This is a genomic window from Raoultella sp. T31, from assembly GCF_002806725.1.
Classification (GTDB): domain Bacteria; phylum Pseudomonadota; class Gammaproteobacteria; order Enterobacterales; family Enterobacteriaceae; genus Klebsiella; species Klebsiella electrica.
Genome location: NZ_PIBO01000030.1, coordinates 49,172 through 66,533, shown reverse-complemented (window position 1 = coordinate 66,533; position 17,362 = coordinate 49,172). Strand labels below are relative to the sequence as shown.

The window sequence follows — 17,362 nt, the reverse complement described above, 5'->3', positions numbered from 1 at the left end:
TGTCTTGCGATTGATAAGCCATAAGTCGTCTCCGTTACACCTTTTCCACGTTCACGAGGAAGGCTTTAAACTCCGGCGTTTGCGTGTTCGCATCGCCGACGAACGGCGTCAGCGTGTTGGCGATAAAGCCTTTCTTCGCCACCCCTTCATAGCCCCAGTGGATAGGAATACCGATGGTATCAATATCCTTACCGTCCACTTTCAGCGTGCGAATACGCTTGGTCACCACCGCCTTGGCCTTGATATAGCCGCGGTTGGAGGAGACGCGAACGGTATCGCCATGCACGATGCCGAGCTTGTTCGCCAGCTTCTCGCCGATTTCCACAAATTGTTCCGGCTGGGCGATGGCGTTGAGCAGCGCATGCTTGGTCCAGTAGTGGAAGTGCTCGGTGAGACGGTAGGTGGTGCCGACGTACGGGAACTTATCCGCTTTACCCATCTGTTCCAGGTCGCCGCTAAAGACGCGGGCAGCCGGGTTAGAGACCACATTCGGGTGCAGCGGGTTGGTGCCCAGCGGCGTTTCAAACGGCTCGTAGTGTTCCGGGAACGGACCTTCCGCCATCTTATCAAGAGCAAACAGGCGGCCCATGCCTTCGGGCTGCATGATGAACGGCCCGACATCGCTGCCTGGTGCGGCGGCACTGTAGTCCGGAATGTCCACGCCGCCCCATTTTGCGCCGTCCCATTTCAGGATTTGGCGTTTGGGATCCCACGGGTTGCCCTGCGGGTCAGCGGAAGCACGGTTGTACAGAATGCGACGGTTGAGCGGCCATGCCCAGGCCCAGCCCAGCGTATTGCCGAGGCCGGATGGATCGGCGTTATCGCGACGCGCCATCTGGTTGCCTTCCGGCGTCCAGCTGCCGGCGAAGATCCAGCAACCGCTGGCGGTGGTGCCATCATCGCGCAGCTGCGCGAAGGAGCTGAGCTGCTGGCCTTTCTTCACAATCACCGCGCCGGTGGCCGGATCGGTAATATCTGCCAGCGCCTTGCCGTTGCTCTCCATCGCCACCTCTTCCGAAGCGGGTTCGTGCGGCGTGGAGTAGTCCCAGGTCATGTTCAGCACCGGCTCAGGCGCCGGACCGCCGGTTTCCGCGTACATTTTCCGCAGACGTAAGAAGATGCCGGCGAGGATTTCGCCATCGGTGGTCGCAATCCCTGGGGCATCCGCGCCTTTCCAGTGCCACTGCAGCCAGCGTCCGGAGTTAACGATGGAACCATTCTCCTCGGCAAAGCAGGTAGAGGGCAGGCGGAACACTTCGGTCTGTATTTTCGCCGGATCGACATCGTTCGACTCACCGTGGTTTTGCCAGAAGGTGGACGTTTCGGTGTTGAGCGGGTCGATGGTCACCAGGAACTTCAGTTTCGACAGCGAGGCGACCACTTTGTTTTTGTTCGGGAACGAGGCCACCGGGTTAAAGCCCTGGCAAATATAGCCATTGACCTTGCCCTGGTGCATCATCTCGAAGTACTGCAGGACGTCGTAGCCCTTATCCCACTTCGGCAGCCAGTCAAAGCCCCAGCTGTTTTCCGCCGTGGCTTTATCGCCAAAGAAGGCCTTCATCATTGAGACGAAGAATTTCGGGTAGTTACCCCAGTAGTTCACCTGATCTTTCAACAGCGGCTTCGGCGTGTTGGCGGCCAGGTAGGTTTGCAGGTCGGTCTGCTTCTCACTCGGCAGCGTCATATAACCCGGCAGGCTCTGCGACAGCAGCCCCAGGTCGGTCAGACCCTGAATGTTGGAGTGACCGCGCAAGGCGTTCACGCCACCGCCGGCCATCCCCATGTTGCCGAGCAGCAGCTGGATCATCGCCATGGTACGGATGTTCTGCGCACCGATAGAGTGCTGCGTCCAGCCAAGCGCATAGAGGAATGACGCGGTTTTATCATGTGCGCTGGTTTCAGCGATGTACTCACAGACTTTCAGGAAGTCCGCTTTTGGCGTACCGCAGATATTTTCCACCACTTCTGGGGTATAGCGAGAAACGTGCTGCTTCAGCAGGTTCCATACGCAGCGCGGATGTTGCAGCGTCGTGTCGCGTTTGGCGAAGCCGTTTTCGTCCAGCTCATAGTTCCAGCTGGTCTTATCGTATTTGCGGTTTGCCGCGTCATAGCCGCTGAACAACCCGTCGTCGAAGCTGTAATCCTCACGTACGATCAGGCTGGCGTTGGTATAGGCTTCGGTGTACTCGCGGTTGAATTTTTCGTTATTCAGCAGGTACAGGATGACGCCTGACAAGAAGGTAATGTCAGTACCGGAACGAATTGGGGTATAGAAGTCGGCTACCGACGCAGTACGCGTAAAGCGGGGGTCGATAACAATCAGCTTCGCGCCGTTGTGGATTTTGGCTTCCATCGCCCAGCGGAACCCTACCGGGTGTGCTTCAGCGGCATTACCGCCCATCACCACGATCAGGTTGGCGTTTTTGATGTCAACCCAGTGGTTGGTCATCGCACCGCGACCAAATGTTGGAGCAAGACTTGCTACCGTTGGTCCGTGTCAGACGCGCGCCTGGTTGTCGACCGCGAGCATACCGAGCGCGCGGGTGAATTTCTGCGTTAAATAGCCGGTTTCGTTACTGGAGGCCGACGCGCACAGCATGCCGGTGGTCAACCAACGGTTGACGGTGGCGCCAGCGTCGTTTTTGGCGATAAAGTTGGCATCGCGGTCTTCTTTCATCAGCTTCGCGATACGATCGAACGCGTCGTCCCAGCTGATTTGCTGCCACTTGTCGGAGCCTGGCGCACGATATTCCGGGAATTTCAGACGGCTTTCGGAATGGATAAAGTCGACCAGACCTGCCCCTTTCGGACAGAGTGCACCACGGTTGACCGGGTGATCAGGGTCTCCTTCGATATGAAAGATGGATGCTTTGGCGTTTTTCGCACCGTCGCCGAGGCTATACATTAACAGCCCGCAACCGACAGAACAGTACGTACAGGTGTTACGGGTTTCGCGGGTACGCAGCAGTTTATATTGCCGGGTTTCCGCGAGCGCGGCGCCTGGGGCAAAACCCAGCGCCGCTGCCGTTGTGCCTGCCATACCGCCAGCGCAGATCTTAAAGAACTGCCTTCTGCTGACCTGCATGGTTCACTCCTTGTATCGACATTGTCACATGTAGTTATTTACTTTGCGGTAAGCGCCGCAAAGGTTCAGAATTGGGGGTGATCCCCCTTTCACTTGAAGGGGTATGCAAAGAATACCACATTGTGTGTATGCCTGTTCCAATACGGTTAAAACAAAGTGAACAAGAACCCTCCCGAACAAATTAAAAATGTGACAGGCATCACAGGATGTCGTCAGGTCGTGCTCTGGAAGCGCGATGATTTGCAACATCCGCAGTCTGACGAATTAGCCGAAGAAGTTCCGGTGGCGCTGGTCTATAACGGTATCTCACACGTTGTCATGATGGTCTCTCCTAAGGATCTGCAACGTTTTGCCGTCGGTTTTTCATTATCAGAAGGGATTATTGAACACCGGCGCGAGATCTACGGGATGGAGGTGGTGCAGGCCTGCAACGGTCTGGAAGTTCAGATTGAGCTTTCCAGCCGTCGTTTTATGGGGCTGAAAGAGCGCCGTCGCGCGCTGGCCGGGCGAACCGGCTGCGGCGTTTGCGGCGTTGAGCAGCTCAACGATATCGGCAAGCCGGTGCAACCTTTACCATTCACCCAAACCTTCAGGCTGGAGAATCTCGATCGCGCGCTGGAGCAGCTTCGTGGTGTGCAGCCGATTGGTCATATCACCGGCTGCACCCATGCGGCGGCGTGGCTGCGTCCGTCCGGTGAGCTGGCGGGCGGACACGAGGATGTCGGACGTCATGTCGCGCTGGATAAACTGCTGGGGCGGCGCGTAGAAGAGGGCGATGACTGGCAATGCGGGGCGGCGTTAGTCTCCAGCCGCGCCAGCTACGAGATGGTGCAGAAGGCGGCAATGTGCGGCGTGGAAATTCTGTTTGCGGTTTCCGCCGCCACCGCGCTGGCGGTGGAGGTCGCGGAACGTTGCAACCTGACGCTGGTGGGCTTTTGCCGCCCGGGCAGGGCGACGATTTACACCCATCCGCAGCGGTTGATCGCAGATTAAAATTAAGTCAGTTTTTTTGAATGATGAGAGCAAATCCTTCCGCTTTTAGTTGTGGGTTGTGAGGTCTAGTATTTATCACATCAAGACACATCGCCTTATCCAAACAACTTAATGAAGGATTTACATCATGAAAAACATCAAAATTTTTGCTTCAGTTATCGCTCTTAGCGCTTCTTTTGGTGCTTTCGCCGCTGAAAGCGTGACCGCCACTGCCGCAACCATGGACGGAGCTGAAGCGAAAATTGCCGCTCAGGCACAGGCCGCTGGCGCATCGTCTTATAAAATTACCGAAGCCTTTACCGGTAACCGCGTGCACATGACGGCGGAACTGAACAAATAAATCTGGCATTACCGTCGAAAGAGCGCCTGCGGGCGCTTTTTTTGTTTTTCTGCTTCGGCCATCAGATCTCTCCGCCCGACTTCGCCACTTCTGCGTAAAAAAATGTGGTATTTATCACGTTTCCCTTCTTTGTTTTTCGCGCCGCCATTAAACCCCCGGTAAGCAAAGTGACGCGCTATCCTCTTAATATTTAACCTGATGAATAATAAAGTTATTTGAAAATAACTGTTAAGACGATCTCATCTTTTAAGTGAGATTCCGATCACAAAAAACACCTCGTATTTATATCTGTCAATCGTTACCACGGATAAATTAATCATAATTATGTGATCTTCATTGCAAATACAGGTCTTGAACTTAGGGATAAATGTGGGCAAGGAAATATGACGGTGGTGATCATGAAAATCGGTATTGTTATTAGCGGTGGCGATGTGTCCGGAATTAATAATTTTATTTTTCAGGTTGCGAAACTGGCGAACGCGGAAATCACCATATTTAATGGTGGTATACCTGGATTGCTCGACAAAAATCACCAGGAAATCGCCTGGCGGGATCTCGTTGATTTCTCTATTTGTTCACTGCCTGTTATTACATCCGGAAGAACCACTCGCAAATTGCTGAGGAATGAGTATGAAGCGATAGCCAGGAAAATTAAGTCGCTGCGCCTTGATGTGTTAATTATGGCTGGTGGTGATGGTAGCCTACAGTTCCTTAATACGCTTAGCGAATTTGACATTAACTGTTTCGGTGTCGGCATGACTATCGATAATGATGTATATGGTAGTGATTATACTATCGGTTTTTCGACAGCCTGCGAACAAATTATCAAGGAGGTTTCCCGTTTAAGAAATACCGGCAGAGCATTACCTGGGCGGGTGTTTATGGCTGAAATATTAGGAGGGTATTGCGGGGAACTCACGTTGCAGTCAGCGATTAAAAGTAATGCCGATATTGCGCTGATTCCGGAAGCACAGATGCCATTAGACGATCTGGCCGAGCGCGTCAGAAGTAAGCTTCGCGAGCAAAACAGCGTGGTGATTCTTTGCTCTGAAGGCTATACCAGGGAGTATTCCCCTGGCTTTCAAGGGGCTATCGATACGATGATCAAGCAGCTTGAGCCACGCATCGGTGTCCGCATCCGTAAAACCATCATCGGCTATGGACTGCGCAGCGGCGACCCGACCTGCGAAGAGATTTACCAGGGGACGATCATGGCGAATGAAGTCGTTCGCTGTATTCAGTCAGGAATGAAAAATAAAGCGATTATTATAAATTCAAGCAATAAACCTATTCCAATTGATTTAGTCAGTATGAAAAAACGTCTGGTAGATATCGAAGGACATCATTATAAACTTGCCAAACAACTCAATATCATTTGAGGAGACCCTACATGCTGAAAATTCTTTGCGTATGTGGCTGCGGCCTCGGTTCAAGCTTTGCCATCGAAATGACGGCGAAAGCAGTATTAAAGAAACTGGAAATCCCTGCACATATTGAACACACAACTGTATCTGAAGCCGGAGCGTTCAAATCCGATATTATTTTGACGCAAAAAACATTTGCCGACATATTAACCGCCGACGCTAATGAAGAGGAAATAAAGCGCGTGGTGGTCCTTAATAAACTTACGGATAAAGATGAAATTGAACGGAAAATTGTCTCATTCCTGAAAGAGCGCAACCTCAAGGTGGTCGACCATGAATAACTTTATCGAGTTTATTGTTAAAGATTTGCTCGGCCAGGCTTCGATATTAATCGCGTTTATTGCCATGCTGGGTCTGATCTTACAGAAGAAGTCAGTGGGTAAAATAGTCGAGGGGACGTTTAAAACGCTGCTCGGCTTCTTAATTATGATGGCCGGTATTAATATTATTGTCGCTACCTTGAGCTTCCTTAACGATATCTTCACCCACGGTTTCGGGATGAAGGGATACATCACCGATGTCGCAGCTATCGCCGGTCTGGCAAATCGGGAACTGGGTTCTGAAGTCGCGTTAACGCTGATGGTTATCTTTGCCGTTAACATTATTATCGCCCGCCTGACGCCGCTGAAATATATCTTCCTCACCGGGCAGGCGCTGCTGTGGATGGCGACGATTGGCACGGTGATTGGCTACAAAGCCGGGCTGACCGGGCTGCCGCTGATCCTGACCGGCGGTGTCTTTGGCGGCGTTATGGCGGTACTGATGCCGGCGCTGGCGCAGCCGGTGGTCAGACGCATTACTGATTCTGACGATGTGGCTCTCGGGCATTTTTGCACCATCGGATATTTAGTCCAGGCGGCGGTGGCTAAAGTGGTGGGTAAAGGCTCCCGCTCAACCGAAGATCTTGAACTGCCTGATAACTTCAAGTTTCTGCAGGATACCTATCTCGCCATGGCGGTGGTGATGGTCCCCATGTACCTGATCCCGGCGCTGGCGGCCGGACCGGAGTATGTCGCCCGCTTTTCCGGCGGCGTCAACTACCTGATGTATGCCTTTATGCAGTCTGTTCAGTTTGTGGCAGGGGTCTTTGTCCTCTACAGCGGCGTGCGCTTATTGCTGAATGAACTGGTCCCGGCCTTTCGCGGTATTGCCATGCGTATTGTGCCGGATGCGAAACCGGCGCTGGACTGCCCCGTGCTGTTCCCTTATGCCCCTAACGCGGTCATCGTGGGGTTCCTGGCGACGACCGTGGGTTCGATCATCGGCATGCTGGTCTTCCCGATGTTTGGCCTGGCGATGATCCTCCCTGGACTGTTAACCAACTTCTTTGCCGGCGGTACGGCGGGCGTCTTTGGCAATGCGCTGGGTGGGCGTCGCGGGGCAATGATTGGCGGTGTGGTTCACGGTCTGTTTATTACTTTCCTGCCTGCCATTCTGGTACCGATGCTTGAAAGCTACGGTTTTACCGGCGTCACATTCAGTGATTCAGATGTTATTAGTTCAGGCCTGGTATTAGGCCATGCCTTACAGAACAACTGGTTATTTGTCGCCTTGTTTATTGTTTTTGTTGCCGCACTGGCATGGTTTGTAAACGGTACATCATCGAAGCCGAAAGGGGAAAATATTCATGAGTCTGTATAATTTCAACGATATTCTGAAAGTCGCGCAAGAAAGGAATTACAAAGCTATTGGCTCATTTAATCTGCACTGTATTGAAATGCTGCCGGCTTTTTTTAAAGCTGCGCAAAAGAGTAATAGCCCATTAATGATTCAAATTTCAACCGGTACGGCGGAATATCTTGGCTATCGTTTATTGGTGGATGCGGTTCGCTCACTGGCGGAAAGTGAAAATGTGCCAACCTGTCTGCATCTGGATCACTGTTCTGATATCAGCGCGATTGAAACGGCCATGAATGCCGGATTTTCATCGGTCATGTACGACGGTTCACACCTGGGGCTGGAGGAGAATATCGACAATACGCGGATTGTGGTGGAAATGGCGCGGCCGCGGAATATTACCGTTGAAGGCGAGCTGGGTGCCATCGGGGGATCAGAAGATGGTAAAGCCGTTGCCGCAGAAGATATCTGTTTTACCACCGTCGAGGACGCCACGCGCTTCGTGAATGAGACTCAGGTTGACATGCTGGCTGTCTCCGTCGGCACCGTGCACGGCCTTTATACCGGCAAGGCGCAGATTCAGCATCAGCGCCTTCAGGAGATAAGCCGGGCTACGGGCGTGCCGCTGGTGCTGCACGGCGGTACCGGCGTCAGCGATGAGGATATGCGTAAAGCGGTGAGCGAAGGGATTAATAAGGTCAATGTGGGCACAGAAATGAACGTGCAGTGGGTTGACCAATGTAAAACCACTTTTGAAAAAGGCAAGGTGAATGACAGCGTGCGTAAGTTTTTAATTCCCGCCAATAATGCGGTCACCCAGGTACTGATGGAAAAAATGGCATTATTTAAATAGCTAAATCCGCAATAATAAATTGTCATGACCAGGTTAGCCCTGCACCCGTCAGGGCGGGAGAAGATTATGTTTCAATCACTGAAAGCGTTGTGGAAAAAAGAGCATCATCCGCCGCAGGATTATGATCGGCTGTCCCGCGAACTGGCTGAAGAAATAAAAACGCTGGAAAATGAACTACAGGGCGAGCCTGGCAATGGTGAGATCCAGAAGGCATTGATGCTGAAGTATAACCGGGCGCTATCGGTGTATGCTAAAAGCAAAATACATCGTCAGGATATCGACGCGCTATTTATTCGGATTGATGAGTTACGCAATATTATTCGCCGCAATATCTAGGGAGGCGTAATGACCATAAAAGATTTGCTGATTGAAGCCGATGCCATTCAGGTCGGCGTGATGGAGTCTGACTGGCGCAAGGTGATTGAGCTGGCCGCCAGCCCCCTGGTGGCGAACGGGTATCTCTCTGAGAGTTATAGTAAAGCGGTTATTGATAATACGCTCAATCATGGTGCTTATTACGTATTCGAAGAGGGCATTGCTATTCCACATGCCAGACCGGAATGCGGCGTGAAGCGAAACTGCTTCAGTCTGGTGGTATTAGATAAACCGATTCAATTTGCCGGCAGCGACAGAGCGGATATCGTCATTATGTTCGGCGCGCAGGATAGCAATGCGCATATTGAAGAAGGCATTCGGGCGATTGTGGCGCTGCTGGACAATAACCAAACCATGGCCAGGCTCCGCGCCGCCAGTACCAGAGAAGAGGTGATTGCGTTGTTATGAACAGACATCTCACTGCCGGTTGTAAAACCGTTATCTTAATTAACGGCGTCCCCGCTTCGGGAAAGAGCACGATAGCCCAGGCGCTAGCGCAAACCTTTGGCCTGCCGCTCCTGACCATTGATGAGATTAAAGAGCCGTTTATGGCGTGCTTTACCGACATCGATCGGCCTTTTAACCGTCAGCTGGGATGCGCGGCCTACGAGGCTATCTGGTCGATCATCGGCCATTCGCCAGCCAACGTTATCTGGTTAATCGACGCCTGGTTCGGTTTCCAGCCCCGGGAGACCCTGCAACGGTTGTTGCATCAGGCGGGGGTTGAGAAAGTGGTTGAGATCTGGAATCACATCTCTCCTGAACTGGCGGTGTCACGCTATGCCACGCGCCTGCAGGATCGTCGGGCGGGCCATCCCGGAGAAGAATACCTGCCGGAGCTAGCCCTGCTGGCTGAACGGGCTGAGCCGATGCGACTCGGCCCGGTCTTCACGGTGGATCAACAGCAGCCGCTGGATATTGTCAGGCTGTCGGAGTGGATTCAGCAGACGCCAGGTTGACGCAGCGTCTGATTGCCGGATAGCACTTGCGCCTGTCCGGCCTAGGCAAGCCCGACCAGACGCAGTAGCGCCGTGACCACCGCCGCCGAAATAATCACCACGATCAGCGGCATCTTGCGCCAGGCAAGAAAGACGGCGAAACCGACGCCCAGTACCCGCGCCATGCCGGCAAAATGTTCGCCTTCATAAAAAGTGGTCGCCAGGGCGACAGAAAATAGCAACACCGTCGCCGCATCGGAAAGTAGCGCCTGAGAACGTGCAGAAAGCGCTAAACGACTGCCGAGCGTTGCCCCGCCCAGACGCATCAAATAGGTCCCTGCCGATAAAATCGCCATACCGACGATGAACAGCGTGATGTCAGCCATTATTTTTTCCTCGCCATCAAACCAAACAGAGAGAGCAGCACCGGCAGACCCGCCGGGGCGAAGGGGACGGTGGCAAGAGAGAGCGCCGCGCCGCTGCAGGCGCGGATTAAGGTGGTGCGATTTTTAAACGCCGGCACCACCAGCGCCAGCAAAATAGCCGGGAATACCGCATCCAAACCAATGGTTTCCGGGTCAGGCAACAGCTTGCCGACCATGGCGCCGAGCAGCGCCCCCACGGGCCAGATAATCGCTACGCCCAGGCCGCATAGCCAGTAGGCGGCTTTACGCTGTTCCGGCGTTTTTTGCGCGAGCCCGAACACCACGCTCTCATCATTCATAATATGACAACCCAGCAGGCTGACGCCGCGTTTGCCGACCAGCTCGCGCACCGTGACGCCGAACGGAATATGGCGGGCGTTGACCAGCAAGCCTGCCGCCGCAGCGGCCAGCGGGTTTCCGCCGCTGGCGATAATGCCGATAAACATAAATTCGGAGGCGCCTGCCAGTACCGAAAGGGAGAGCGCAAACGGAACCCAGACCGGGAAGCCGTAGGCCATCGCCAGCGAACCATAGGACATGCCGACGATGCCGACCGCCAGACACACTAACGCTATCGCTTTGATGGTGTCTGCTTTGAGACAGGAGAAGGGCTGCTTCATACTATTTAGCCATATCGAACGAATTTCCATTATAATGAACGCATCGGTATTGATTTTCAAGACGAACGAATCGTTCGTTATAAAAAACGCGGAGCCGTGTATGACACAGCCAATTAGCCTGATTGCCAAAAGTCTGGTACGTGAACGGGCCCGTACCGGGCTATCGCTGGCGGAAGTGGCGCGCCGGGCAGGTATTGCCAAATCAACGTTATCGCAGCTGGAATCGGGCAACGGTAATCCGAGCCTGGAGACCCTGTGGGCCCTCTGCGTCGCGCTCGATATCCCTTTTGCGCAGCTGCTGGAGCCGCAGGCGCAAAAGACCCAGGTATTGCGTCGCGGAGAAGGAACCAAAGTGGTGGCCGAACAGGCCCATTACCAGGCGATTTTACTGGCGACCTGCCCGCCGGGCGCCCGCCGCGATATCTATTTATTACTGACGCAGCCAGGCGCTGACCGGATTTCTCATCCTCATCCAGCGGGTTCGGTTGAGCATATTATTATTACCCAGGGGCGCGCGCGGGTCGGATTGACCGAAGCGCCGGAGGAGCTGGGGGAGGGCGATTACATCTGCTATCCGGCGGATCAGGAACATGTATTCCAGGCGCTGGAAGCGGATACCCAGGCGCTGTTGGTGGCTGAGCATCATTAATCTTAATAACATTCTGCGTATATATTCGTAATATGCAGAATGTTATGCCGTTAAATATATTAATGGCATATATTATTTTACACCCTACAGAACCCGGAATCTCTCTTTCTGTTCACCCCTTCTTGTCATTTTTGTTTGCTTCCGTTTCGTCTGGAAACATGGGATTGATGTCACTCTTCCACCCTTGGGTGGTTCGTATACTGCAATGGTGATATCGGGGTTAATTATGTTTCTTGAAGAACGTAGAAAGTCTATTTTGCGATATTTAGATGAGCATGAACGTGGCTATGTGAATTATTTCTCGGCTCATTTTAATGTCACTAAAGAAACGATACGGAGTGATTTGAATACTCTTGCAGATATGGGGCTGGTGCAGCGCTGTTATGGCGGGGCCATTATATTACGGCGTAGTTTGCAGGCCGAACTTATATCTGAAACCGGTGATAGTTTTGAGGTGCTGCTGCAACCTGTTAATCACCGAAAATCACCAGGCGATGAGCGAAAGAAAGGAAAGTTTATGCAGGGTAAGGTATGTGTATTTGGCTCGTTCAATGTTGATATTGTGGCTAAAGTTGAGCGCTTCCCAAGGGGCGGCGAGTCGATAATGGCGCTTGGCAGCAGCCTGGGGCCGGGCGGGAAAGGGGCAAACCAGGCAACGGCTGCCAGTAAAGCAGGCGCTCAGGTGCATTTTGTCGCCAAGGTGGGTAAAGATCAGTTCAGTAATTTAGCGGCAGATCATTTAACGCGCTCGGCAATTCACTCTTACACGCTTTATCAGTCTGAGAGTGAGCCAACTGGTAATGCGATTATTTACGTTTCTCAGGAGAATGGCGAAAATATGATCGCTATTTATTCTGGAGCTAATACAACTATTACCCATAGTGAAATCCAGGCAATCGTTCCGGAGTTATCTTCATCTGATGTTTTATTAGTTCAGATGGAGAATAATTTCGATGCCACTCATTCGATCATTAAGATAGCTCACGATCTGGGTAAACGGGTCATTCTGAATCCAGCGCCCTATTCTGCCGAAATTATTCCCAGCATCCCCTTCGTTGATGTGATTACGCCAAACGAAACGGAGGCCTCTTTATTATCGGGTATCGAGATCAACGATCTTGATACGGCAAAAGAAGCGGCCCTACGTATTGCCGGACTGGGGGCTAAAAAAGTGCTGATTACCATGGGGTCGCGCGGCGCGCTGCTGCTGGATAATCGCCAGTTCAGTCATATACGCGCTTTCCCTGCCGTCACCGTGGATACCACCGGTGCTGGCGATGCTTTTAACGGTGCGCTGGCCGCCTCGCTTGCCGCCGGAAACAGTCTGGTGCAGGCCGCAACCTGGGCCTCCGCCTTCGCCTCTCTGGCTGTTGAACTAGAAGGGGCATCCAACATGCCTGATTTTGAACAGGCAAACGCACGACTCCGTACCCTCTGAACTCGGGAAAAAATAATATGAAAACGATCAACGGTATTGTTCCGGTAATGCTGACGCCATTTACAGCTGGCGATCGGATTGATTATCCGGCTCTGGCGAAATTAATCGACTGGTATCTGGAGAAGGGCGTTGATGCGCTGTTTGCCGTCTGTCAGTCCAGCGAAATGCAGTTCCTTTCCTTAGAAGAACGCGTTGAGCTGGCGAATTTTGTGGTACAGCACGTGAATGGCCGTATCCCGGTTATCGCCTCTGGCCATATCAGCGATGACATTGACGCGCAAAAATCCGAGCTGCTGGCGATGGCACAGACCGGTATTGATGCTCTGGTACTGGTGACTAACCATCTCGATCCGCGTAATGAGGGCAGCGAAGTCTTCTATGCGACGCTGAACACACTGTTAGATACGCTGCCAGCCTCGCTACCGCTCGGTCTTTACGAGTGTCCGGCGCCTTACCGCCGCTTACTTAGCGATGATGAATTTACCTGGTGCGCTAACAGCGGCCGCTTCGTTGTGCTGAAGGATGTGAGCTGCGATCTGCCGACCGTTGAACGTCGCGTACGTCTGGCGCAGGGCACGCCGCTTAACGTCATTAACGCCAACGCGGCGATTGCCTGGCCTGCGATCCTGGCGGGGTCACAGGGCTTTAGCGGCGTGTTTACCAACTTCCACCCTGAACTATACAGCTGGCTGTGGCGCGAGGGGAAAAACCAACGCCTGGTAGCCGATGAGCTGGCGATTTTCCTCTCTCTGGGGGCTGTAACGGAAACGCTGGGCTATCCGAAAAACGCCAAAATCTATCATCAGCGCCTGGGGACTTTTGACAATATCAGCTGCCGGGTTAACAAGGATGATGTGCTGAATAAGTTCTGGGGACTGACGGTGATTCTCGACCAGATTCGCGCCGGAACCGAACAGTGGCGTCAGCGTATCGCGGGCTAAGCAGAGGATGCCATTATGATCGTAACCAGTCTTAAGGCATGGCCAGAGCAGGCAGCGGCCTACCATCCGGTACTGCGGCAGGCGCTGGCTTTCCTCGCTCAGAACGATTTTCAGGATTTCGCGCCGGGTAAAATCGACCTGATCCCCGGCAAGCTATTCTGCCTGTTGCAGGAGATGGACAGCGTACCTTTTGCAGAGGCGCGCCCGGAGTCGCACCGCCAGTTCATCGATATTCAGTATCTGATTTCCGGTCATGAGCGCATGGGGGTCAGTCGTGTCGAAAGCGGACTGCATACCGTTGTGGATGACCGTACGCCGCAGCAGGACATTCTGTTCTGGCAGGTTGAAGAAGAAGAGATGCAGGTCACGCTAACGCCCGGTATGTTCGTGATTTTCTTCCCGGAAGATATCCATCGCCCGTGCTGCCATCCGCAGGGTGACGGGATAACCCCTCTGCGCAAAGCGGTGATCAAAATCGATCGCGCGTTACTGGAGGAGGCGGTATGAGCATCGTAAATTCGACTTCCGCCGCGGCAGTTGCGCCGCCGAAGCTCTCCCGACGCCGCTGGGGGATTATTTTGATTCTGCTGCTGGCTGCGGTTGTGAACTACCTTGACCGCGCCAACCTGAGTATTGCCAATACCACGATTTCGAAGGAGTTTGGTTTCTCCGGCACTGAAATGGGCCTGTTGCTGTCGGCATTCCTCTGGCCGTATGCTCTGGCGAATCTGCCCGCCGGATGGCTGGTTGACCGCTTTGGTCCTAAGAAGATGTTCACCGGCGCGCTGACCCTGTGGTCCGCCGTGACTTTCCTGATGGGGTTTGTTAATACCTACAGCTTTTTCTATGGCCTGCGGGTACTGTTGGGGGTTGCTGAGTCGCCGTTCTTTACCTCAGGTATCAAGATCACCCAGAGCTGGTTTTCCGATAAAGAGCGCGGACTGCCGACATCGATAATCAACACCGGTTCGCAAATCGCTAACGCGATTGCGCCGCCGCTGCTGACCATTCTGCTGCTGTGGGTAGGCTGGCGCGGGATGTTTATCGCGGTCGGTCTGCTGGGGATTCCGTTAGTGCTGGCATGGCTGAAGTTTTATCGCGACCCGGATGCGCGGGAAGCGATGCTGATCCATACCGGGAAAGTCGCGGTGACTACGGCGGATAAACCGCAGGTAAGCTGGGGCGCGCTGTTCCGCAATAAAACAACCTGGTTCATGATTTCCGGCAACTTCTGCATCATGTTTACTATCTGGGTTTATTTGACGTGGCTACCGGGTTATCTGGAAACGTCCCTCGGCTTCAGCCTGAAGCAGACGGGCTTTATTGCATCGATTCCGTTCTTCGCCGGTATTCTTGGCGTCCTGTGCGGTGGGATGCTCTCTGATCGCCTGGTGCGCAGAGGCGTTAATGCGGTAACGGCGCGGAAAGTACCTATCGTGCTGGGTGCGGCAATGGCGGCCTGTTTCGTGATGCCGATTCCGTTTGTCAGCAACAGCGGTACCGCGATTACGCTGCTGACGTTGGGTTATTTCTGCTCGCAAATGCCGTCCGGGGCTATCTGGGCGCTGGCGGCGGATATGGCGCCAAAAGAGCAGGTTGCTTCTCTCGGCGCGATCCAGAACTTTGGCGGTTTCCTCGGTGCAGCGCTGGCGCCGGTGATCACCGGGATTATTCTTGATGTTACCGGCCAGTTCACCAATGTCTTTATTCTCGGCGGCTGCCTGCTGTTCCTTGGCGCCTGTCTCTATGGCTTCTTTGTGCGTAAACCTCTGGCACAATAGTGCTTTCCTCAGACAAAGCGCCGACCGGCGCTTTGTCGCTCTTGCTGGACGCCATCCCCGTATTGCGGGAAACTAGCCGCATTCTCCGCGAAGACAGGGATACATATGTCGCTGAAAGCCATTGCTAAAGAACTTGGGATCTCGGTCACCACCGTCAGCCGGGCGTTAAACGGCTATGACGATGTGTCACAGGAGACGCGTGTCCGCGTTGAGGCGGAGGCAAAACGCCGCGGCTAACCGGTCTTTTCGCCGCTGACTAGCCGGCTATAGCGCGGTTAGTCAGCGCGCCAGGCACGACGCCACAGTGACCTGCGGCGTCGCTTTTCATGCCCGCTTCCTGGGCGGTTCAGGCGAGATAAAACACCTCTTTTAGCTCATCGCAGAGTGGACTGTTATCGGCATGGGTCGGCATTACATCGCGCATATGCTGCCACCAGCGCTGGCATACTTCGGTCCCGGCGACAGCGTTCCAGCGCGCTTCGGATTCAATCTCCACCGTGGCGAACAGCAGATGGCGATCTTTATCGAGATAAATCGCGTAGTGATGCGCGCCGTGCGCTTTGAGTACTGCTTCCAGCTCCGGCCAGATGGGATTATGGCGGCGCTGGTACTCCTCATGCGCGTCGGGATTGACCTGCATGACAAAGGCTTTGCGGATCATAAGGCCTCCAGATAAAGCTCACGGACCTCATCGCGGCTGGCGCTGCGTGGGTTGCATGGTGCGCTGGGGTCAGCCAGCGCCTTATCCAGCCAGCCTTCGATATCGGCTTTGGTGACACCGAGCTGGCTGAAGCCTTGCGGGATACCGACCCGTTTGCTCAGTGCGCGAATCGCGTTGATGGCTTTTGTGCTGGCGACTTCATCGCTCAGACCGTGAGTATCCACGCCCATGGCCCGCGCCACTCGGGCAAAGCGAGCGATGGCGTTCGGGCGGTTAAAGTTCTCGATGATTGGCAGCAGTATAGCGTTGCAGACGCCATGCGGCAGATCGTGGGTGGCGCCCGGCTGATGCGCCAGCGCATGGACCAACCCCAGTCCTGCGCTGTTAAATGCCATGCCCGCCAGATACTGACCAAATGCCATTTGCTCACGCGCCTCGAGGTTATGTCCGTCCTCAACGGCTTTCGGCAGCCACCGGGATATCAGGCGAATGGCCTCCAGCGCGTTGGCATCGGTAAGCGGATGGGCGGCGACGGAGACAAATGCTTCTATGGCATGGGTCAGGGCATCCATTCCGGTTGCGGCGGTGATGGATGGCGGAATATCCAGCATCACGCTGGCGTCATCCACCGCAATATCCGGGATGATATTCAGATCGATAATTACCTCTTTGACCTGACGCCCGGAGTCGATAATCACCGCGTTACTGGTCATCTCTGCCGCCGTACCGGCTGTCGTGTTAATTGCCACCAGCGGTACGCCAGCATTTTTCACCTTGCCGATGCCGGTGTAAGCGGTGGAAGGCGCCGGGTTAGCAGTGAGGATTTTTATCGCTTTGGCGGTATCGATTGGGCTACCGCCGCCAAAGGCGATGAGGTAATCACAGCCTGCCGCCTGATAGGCAGCAAAGCCTTTTTGCACCAGCGCCTCCGTGGGATTGGGAAAGACCTCGTCAAACAGATGATAAGACGTCTGCTGTTTATCCAGCGCAGCGAACAGGCTGTCCAGCAGGCCCAGCTTTACCAGCTGGCCGTCGGTGACGATCAGCGCTTTACCCCACTGTTTATCCGCCACCAGTTTGACCATATCGCCGATAGCGCCCGTGCCGTGGAGGCTGATTTTGGGAAGTGCCAACATAAAACTCATCATAATTCTCCTTAATTACCGTGATTTTTATGCCTGGCGGTGCAGAGCTTGCGTGGGCCGCCGGGCATTAGAGGGTT

At 53.8% G+C, this 17,362-nt stretch carries 19 protein-coding genes and 1 pseudogene; 15 read left to right on the top strand and 5 right to left on the bottom strand.

Going from position 1 to position 17,362, the window contains the following annotated elements; all coding sequences use genetic code 11:
• Positions 1-34: 34 nt before the first annotated feature.
• Complete coding sequence (gene fdnG, locus CWM52_RS18540; RefSeq protein ID WP_165785411.1) at positions 35-3,085, bottom strand: formate dehydrogenase-N subunit alpha; 3,051 nt, start codon at positions 3,083-3,085, stop codon at positions 35-37.
• A 156-nt stretch (positions 3,086-3,241) separates the two neighbouring features.
• On the opposite strand from fdnG, the gene fdhD reads away from it, so the two are divergent.
• The 9 genes from fdhD (at position 3,242) to CWM52_RS18490 (ending at position 9,646) form a co-directional block, all read left to right on the top strand.
• Positions 3,242-4,078, top strand: coding sequence for a formate dehydrogenase accessory sulfurtransferase FdhD (fdhD, locus tag CWM52_RS18530; RefSeq protein WP_100685445.1), 837 nt, complete (start codon positions 3,242-3,244; stop codon positions 4,076-4,078).
• Between the two features lie 127 nt (positions 4,079-4,205).
• Positions 4,206-4,418 carry a YdgH/BhsA/McbA-like domain containing protein gene (locus CWM52_RS18525; protein WP_100685444.1) on the top strand — a complete coding sequence of 71 codons (213 nt, stop codon included), beginning with the start codon at positions 4,206-4,208 and terminating at the stop codon, positions 4,416-4,418.
• Positions 4,419-4,816: 398 nt separating this feature from the next.
• Positions 4,817-5,797, top strand: coding sequence for a 6-phosphofructokinase (locus CWM52_RS18520; protein WP_100685452.1), 981 nt, complete (start codon positions 4,817-4,819; stop codon positions 5,795-5,797).
• An 11-nt stretch (positions 5,798-5,808) separates the two neighbouring features.
• The gene (locus CWM52_RS18515) at positions 5,809-6,123 is read left to right on the top strand and encodes a PTS sugar transporter subunit IIB (protein WP_100685443.1); all 315 of its coding nucleotides are present in this window, start codon (positions 5,809-5,811) and stop codon (positions 6,121-6,123) included.
• On the top strand, positions 6,116-7,483 hold the full coding sequence (locus CWM52_RS18510; RefSeq protein ID WP_100685442.1) for a PTS sugar transporter subunit IIC: 1,368 nt from the start codon (positions 6,116-6,118) through the stop codon (positions 7,481-7,483). The genes CWM52_RS18515 and CWM52_RS18510 overlap by 8 nt, the downstream gene beginning before the upstream one ends.
• Positions 7,470-8,312, top strand: coding sequence for a class II fructose-bisphosphate aldolase (locus tag CWM52_RS18505; protein ID WP_100685441.1), 843 nt, complete (start codon positions 7,470-7,472; stop codon positions 8,310-8,312). Before CWM52_RS18510 ends, CWM52_RS18505 begins: the two co-directional genes overlap by 14 nt.
• Before the next feature lie 66 nt (positions 8,313-8,378).
• The gene (locus tag CWM52_RS18500; protein WP_100685440.1) at positions 8,379-8,648 is read left to right on the top strand and encodes a hypothetical protein; all 270 of its coding nucleotides are present in this window, start codon (positions 8,379-8,381) and stop codon (positions 8,646-8,648) included.
• Between the two features lie 9 nt (positions 8,649-8,657).
• Positions 8,658-9,095 (top strand): PTS sugar transporter subunit IIA, encoded by a 438-nt coding sequence (locus tag CWM52_RS18495; protein ID WP_100685439.1) that lies wholly within the window; start codon positions 8,658-8,660, stop codon positions 9,093-9,095.
• Positions 9,092-9,646 carry an AAA family ATPase gene (locus tag CWM52_RS18490; RefSeq protein ID WP_100685438.1) on the top strand — a complete coding sequence of 185 codons (555 nt, stop codon included), beginning with the start codon at positions 9,092-9,094 and terminating at the stop codon, positions 9,644-9,646. The genes CWM52_RS18495 and CWM52_RS18490 overlap by 4 nt, the downstream gene beginning before the upstream one ends.
• A gap of 41 nt (positions 9,647-9,687) precedes the next feature.
• Here CWM52_RS18490 and CWM52_RS18485 read toward each other — a convergent pair whose 3' ends face one another.
• On the bottom strand, positions 9,688-10,011 hold the full coding sequence (locus tag CWM52_RS18485) for an AzlD domain-containing protein (protein WP_100685437.1): 324 nt from the start codon (positions 10,009-10,011) through the stop codon (positions 9,688-9,690).
• Complete coding sequence (locus tag CWM52_RS18480; protein ID WP_100685436.1) at positions 10,011-10,670, bottom strand: AzlC family ABC transporter permease; 660 nt, start codon at positions 10,668-10,670, stop codon at positions 10,011-10,013. The genes CWM52_RS18485 and CWM52_RS18480 overlap by 1 nt, the downstream gene beginning before the upstream one ends.
• 100 nt (positions 10,671-10,770) lie before the next feature.
• On the opposite strand from CWM52_RS18480, the gene CWM52_RS18475 reads away from it, so the two are divergent.
• From CWM52_RS18475 to CWM52_RS18450, 6 genes and pseudogenes are all read left to right on the top strand, one after another.
• The gene (locus CWM52_RS18475; protein WP_100685435.1) at positions 10,771-11,319 is read left to right on the top strand and encodes a helix-turn-helix domain-containing protein; all 549 of its coding nucleotides are present in this window, start codon (positions 10,771-10,773) and stop codon (positions 11,317-11,319) included.
• A 226-nt stretch (positions 11,320-11,545) separates the two neighbouring features.
• Entirely contained in the window at positions 11,546-12,757 is a 1,212-nt protein-coding gene (locus CWM52_RS18470) for a PfkB family carbohydrate kinase (protein ID WP_100685434.1), read from the top strand.
• 17 nt (positions 12,758-12,774) lie between these two features.
• Positions 12,775-13,698: a dihydrodipicolinate synthase family protein gene (locus tag CWM52_RS18465; RefSeq protein WP_100685433.1), complete on the top strand. Its 924-nt coding sequence runs from the start codon at positions 12,775-12,777 to the stop codon at positions 13,696-13,698.
• A 15-nt stretch (positions 13,699-13,713) separates the two neighbouring features.
• Positions 13,714-14,205, top strand: a complete 492-nt coding sequence (locus tag CWM52_RS18460; RefSeq protein ID WP_100685432.1) for a YhcH/YjgK/YiaL family protein — start codon at positions 13,714-13,716, stop codon at positions 14,203-14,205.
• Positions 14,202-15,479: an MFS transporter gene (locus tag CWM52_RS18455; RefSeq protein WP_100685431.1), complete on the top strand. Its 1,278-nt coding sequence runs from the start codon at positions 14,202-14,204 to the stop codon at positions 15,477-15,479. The genes CWM52_RS18460 and CWM52_RS18455 overlap by 4 nt, the downstream gene beginning before the upstream one ends.
• A 105-nt stretch (positions 15,480-15,584) precedes the next feature.
• A pseudogene (locus CWM52_RS18450) lies at positions 15,585-15,713 on the top strand (LacI family DNA-binding transcriptional regulator); the annotation flags it as partial.
• A 112-nt stretch (positions 15,714-15,825) separates the two neighbouring features.
• On the opposite strand, the gene rhaM reads toward CWM52_RS18450, so the two are convergent.
• Positions 15,826-16,140, bottom strand: a complete 315-nt coding sequence (rhaM, locus tag CWM52_RS18445; RefSeq protein ID WP_100685430.1) for an L-rhamnose mutarotase — start codon at positions 16,138-16,140, stop codon at positions 15,826-15,828.
• On the bottom strand, positions 16,137-17,285 hold the full coding sequence (fucO, locus tag CWM52_RS18440; RefSeq protein WP_100685429.1) for a lactaldehyde reductase: 1,149 nt from the start codon (positions 17,283-17,285) through the stop codon (positions 16,137-16,139). The genes rhaM and fucO overlap by 4 nt, the downstream gene beginning before the upstream one ends.
• Positions 17,286-17,362 lie beyond the last annotated feature (77 nt).

Bases quoted from the DNA above. Each gene is read 5' to 3' on its own strand.
- CWM52_RS18525 (WP_100685444.1), top strand. From the start codon at position 4,206: ATGAAAAACATCAAAATTTTTGCTTCAGTTATCGCTCTTAGCGCTTCT.
- CWM52_RS18520 (WP_100685452.1), top strand. From the start codon at position 4,817: ATGAAAATCGGTATTGTTATTAGCGGTGGCGATGTGTCCGGAATTAAT.
- CWM52_RS18515 (WP_100685443.1), top strand. From the start codon at position 5,809: ATGCTGAAAATTCTTTGCGTATGTGGCTGCGGCCTCGGTTCAAGCTTT.
- CWM52_RS18510 (WP_100685442.1), top strand. From the start codon at position 6,116: ATGAATAACTTTATCGAGTTTATTGTTAAAGATTTGCTCGGCCAGGCT.
- CWM52_RS18505 (WP_100685441.1), top strand. From the start codon at position 7,470: ATGAGTCTGTATAATTTCAACGATATTCTGAAAGTCGCGCAAGAAAGG.
- CWM52_RS18500 (WP_100685440.1), top strand. From the start codon at position 8,379: ATGTTTCAATCACTGAAAGCGTTGTGGAAAAAAGAGCATCATCCGCCG.
- CWM52_RS18495 (WP_100685439.1), top strand. From the start codon at position 8,658: ATGACCATAAAAGATTTGCTGATTGAAGCCGATGCCATTCAGGTCGGC.
- CWM52_RS18490 (WP_100685438.1), top strand. From the start codon at position 9,092: ATGAACAGACATCTCACTGCCGGTTGTAAAACCGTTATCTTAATTAAC.
- CWM52_RS18485 (WP_100685437.1), bottom strand. From the start codon at position 10,011: ATGGCTGACATCACGCTGTTCATCGTCGGTATGGCGATTTTATCGGCA.
- CWM52_RS18480 (WP_100685436.1), bottom strand. From the start codon at position 10,670: ATGAAGCAGCCCTTCTCCTGTCTCAAAGCAGACACCATCAAAGCGATA.
- CWM52_RS18475 (WP_100685435.1), top strand. From the start codon at position 10,771: ATGACACAGCCAATTAGCCTGATTGCCAAAAGTCTGGTACGTGAACGG.
- CWM52_RS18470 (WP_100685434.1), top strand. From the start codon at position 11,546: ATGTTTCTTGAAGAACGTAGAAAGTCTATTTTGCGATATTTAGATGAG.
- CWM52_RS18465 (WP_100685433.1), top strand. From the start codon at position 12,775: ATGAAAACGATCAACGGTATTGTTCCGGTAATGCTGACGCCATTTACA.
- CWM52_RS18460 (WP_100685432.1), top strand. From the start codon at position 13,714: ATGATCGTAACCAGTCTTAAGGCATGGCCAGAGCAGGCAGCGGCCTAC.
- CWM52_RS18455 (WP_100685431.1), top strand. From the start codon at position 14,202: ATGAGCATCGTAAATTCGACTTCCGCCGCGGCAGTTGCGCCGCCGAAG.
- rhaM (WP_100685430.1), bottom strand. From the start codon at position 16,140: ATGATCCGCAAAGCCTTTGTCATGCAGGTCAATCCCGACGCGCATGAG.
- fucO (WP_100685429.1), bottom strand. From the start codon at position 17,285: ATGAGTTTTATGTTGGCACTTCCCAAAATCAGCCTCCACGGCACGGGC.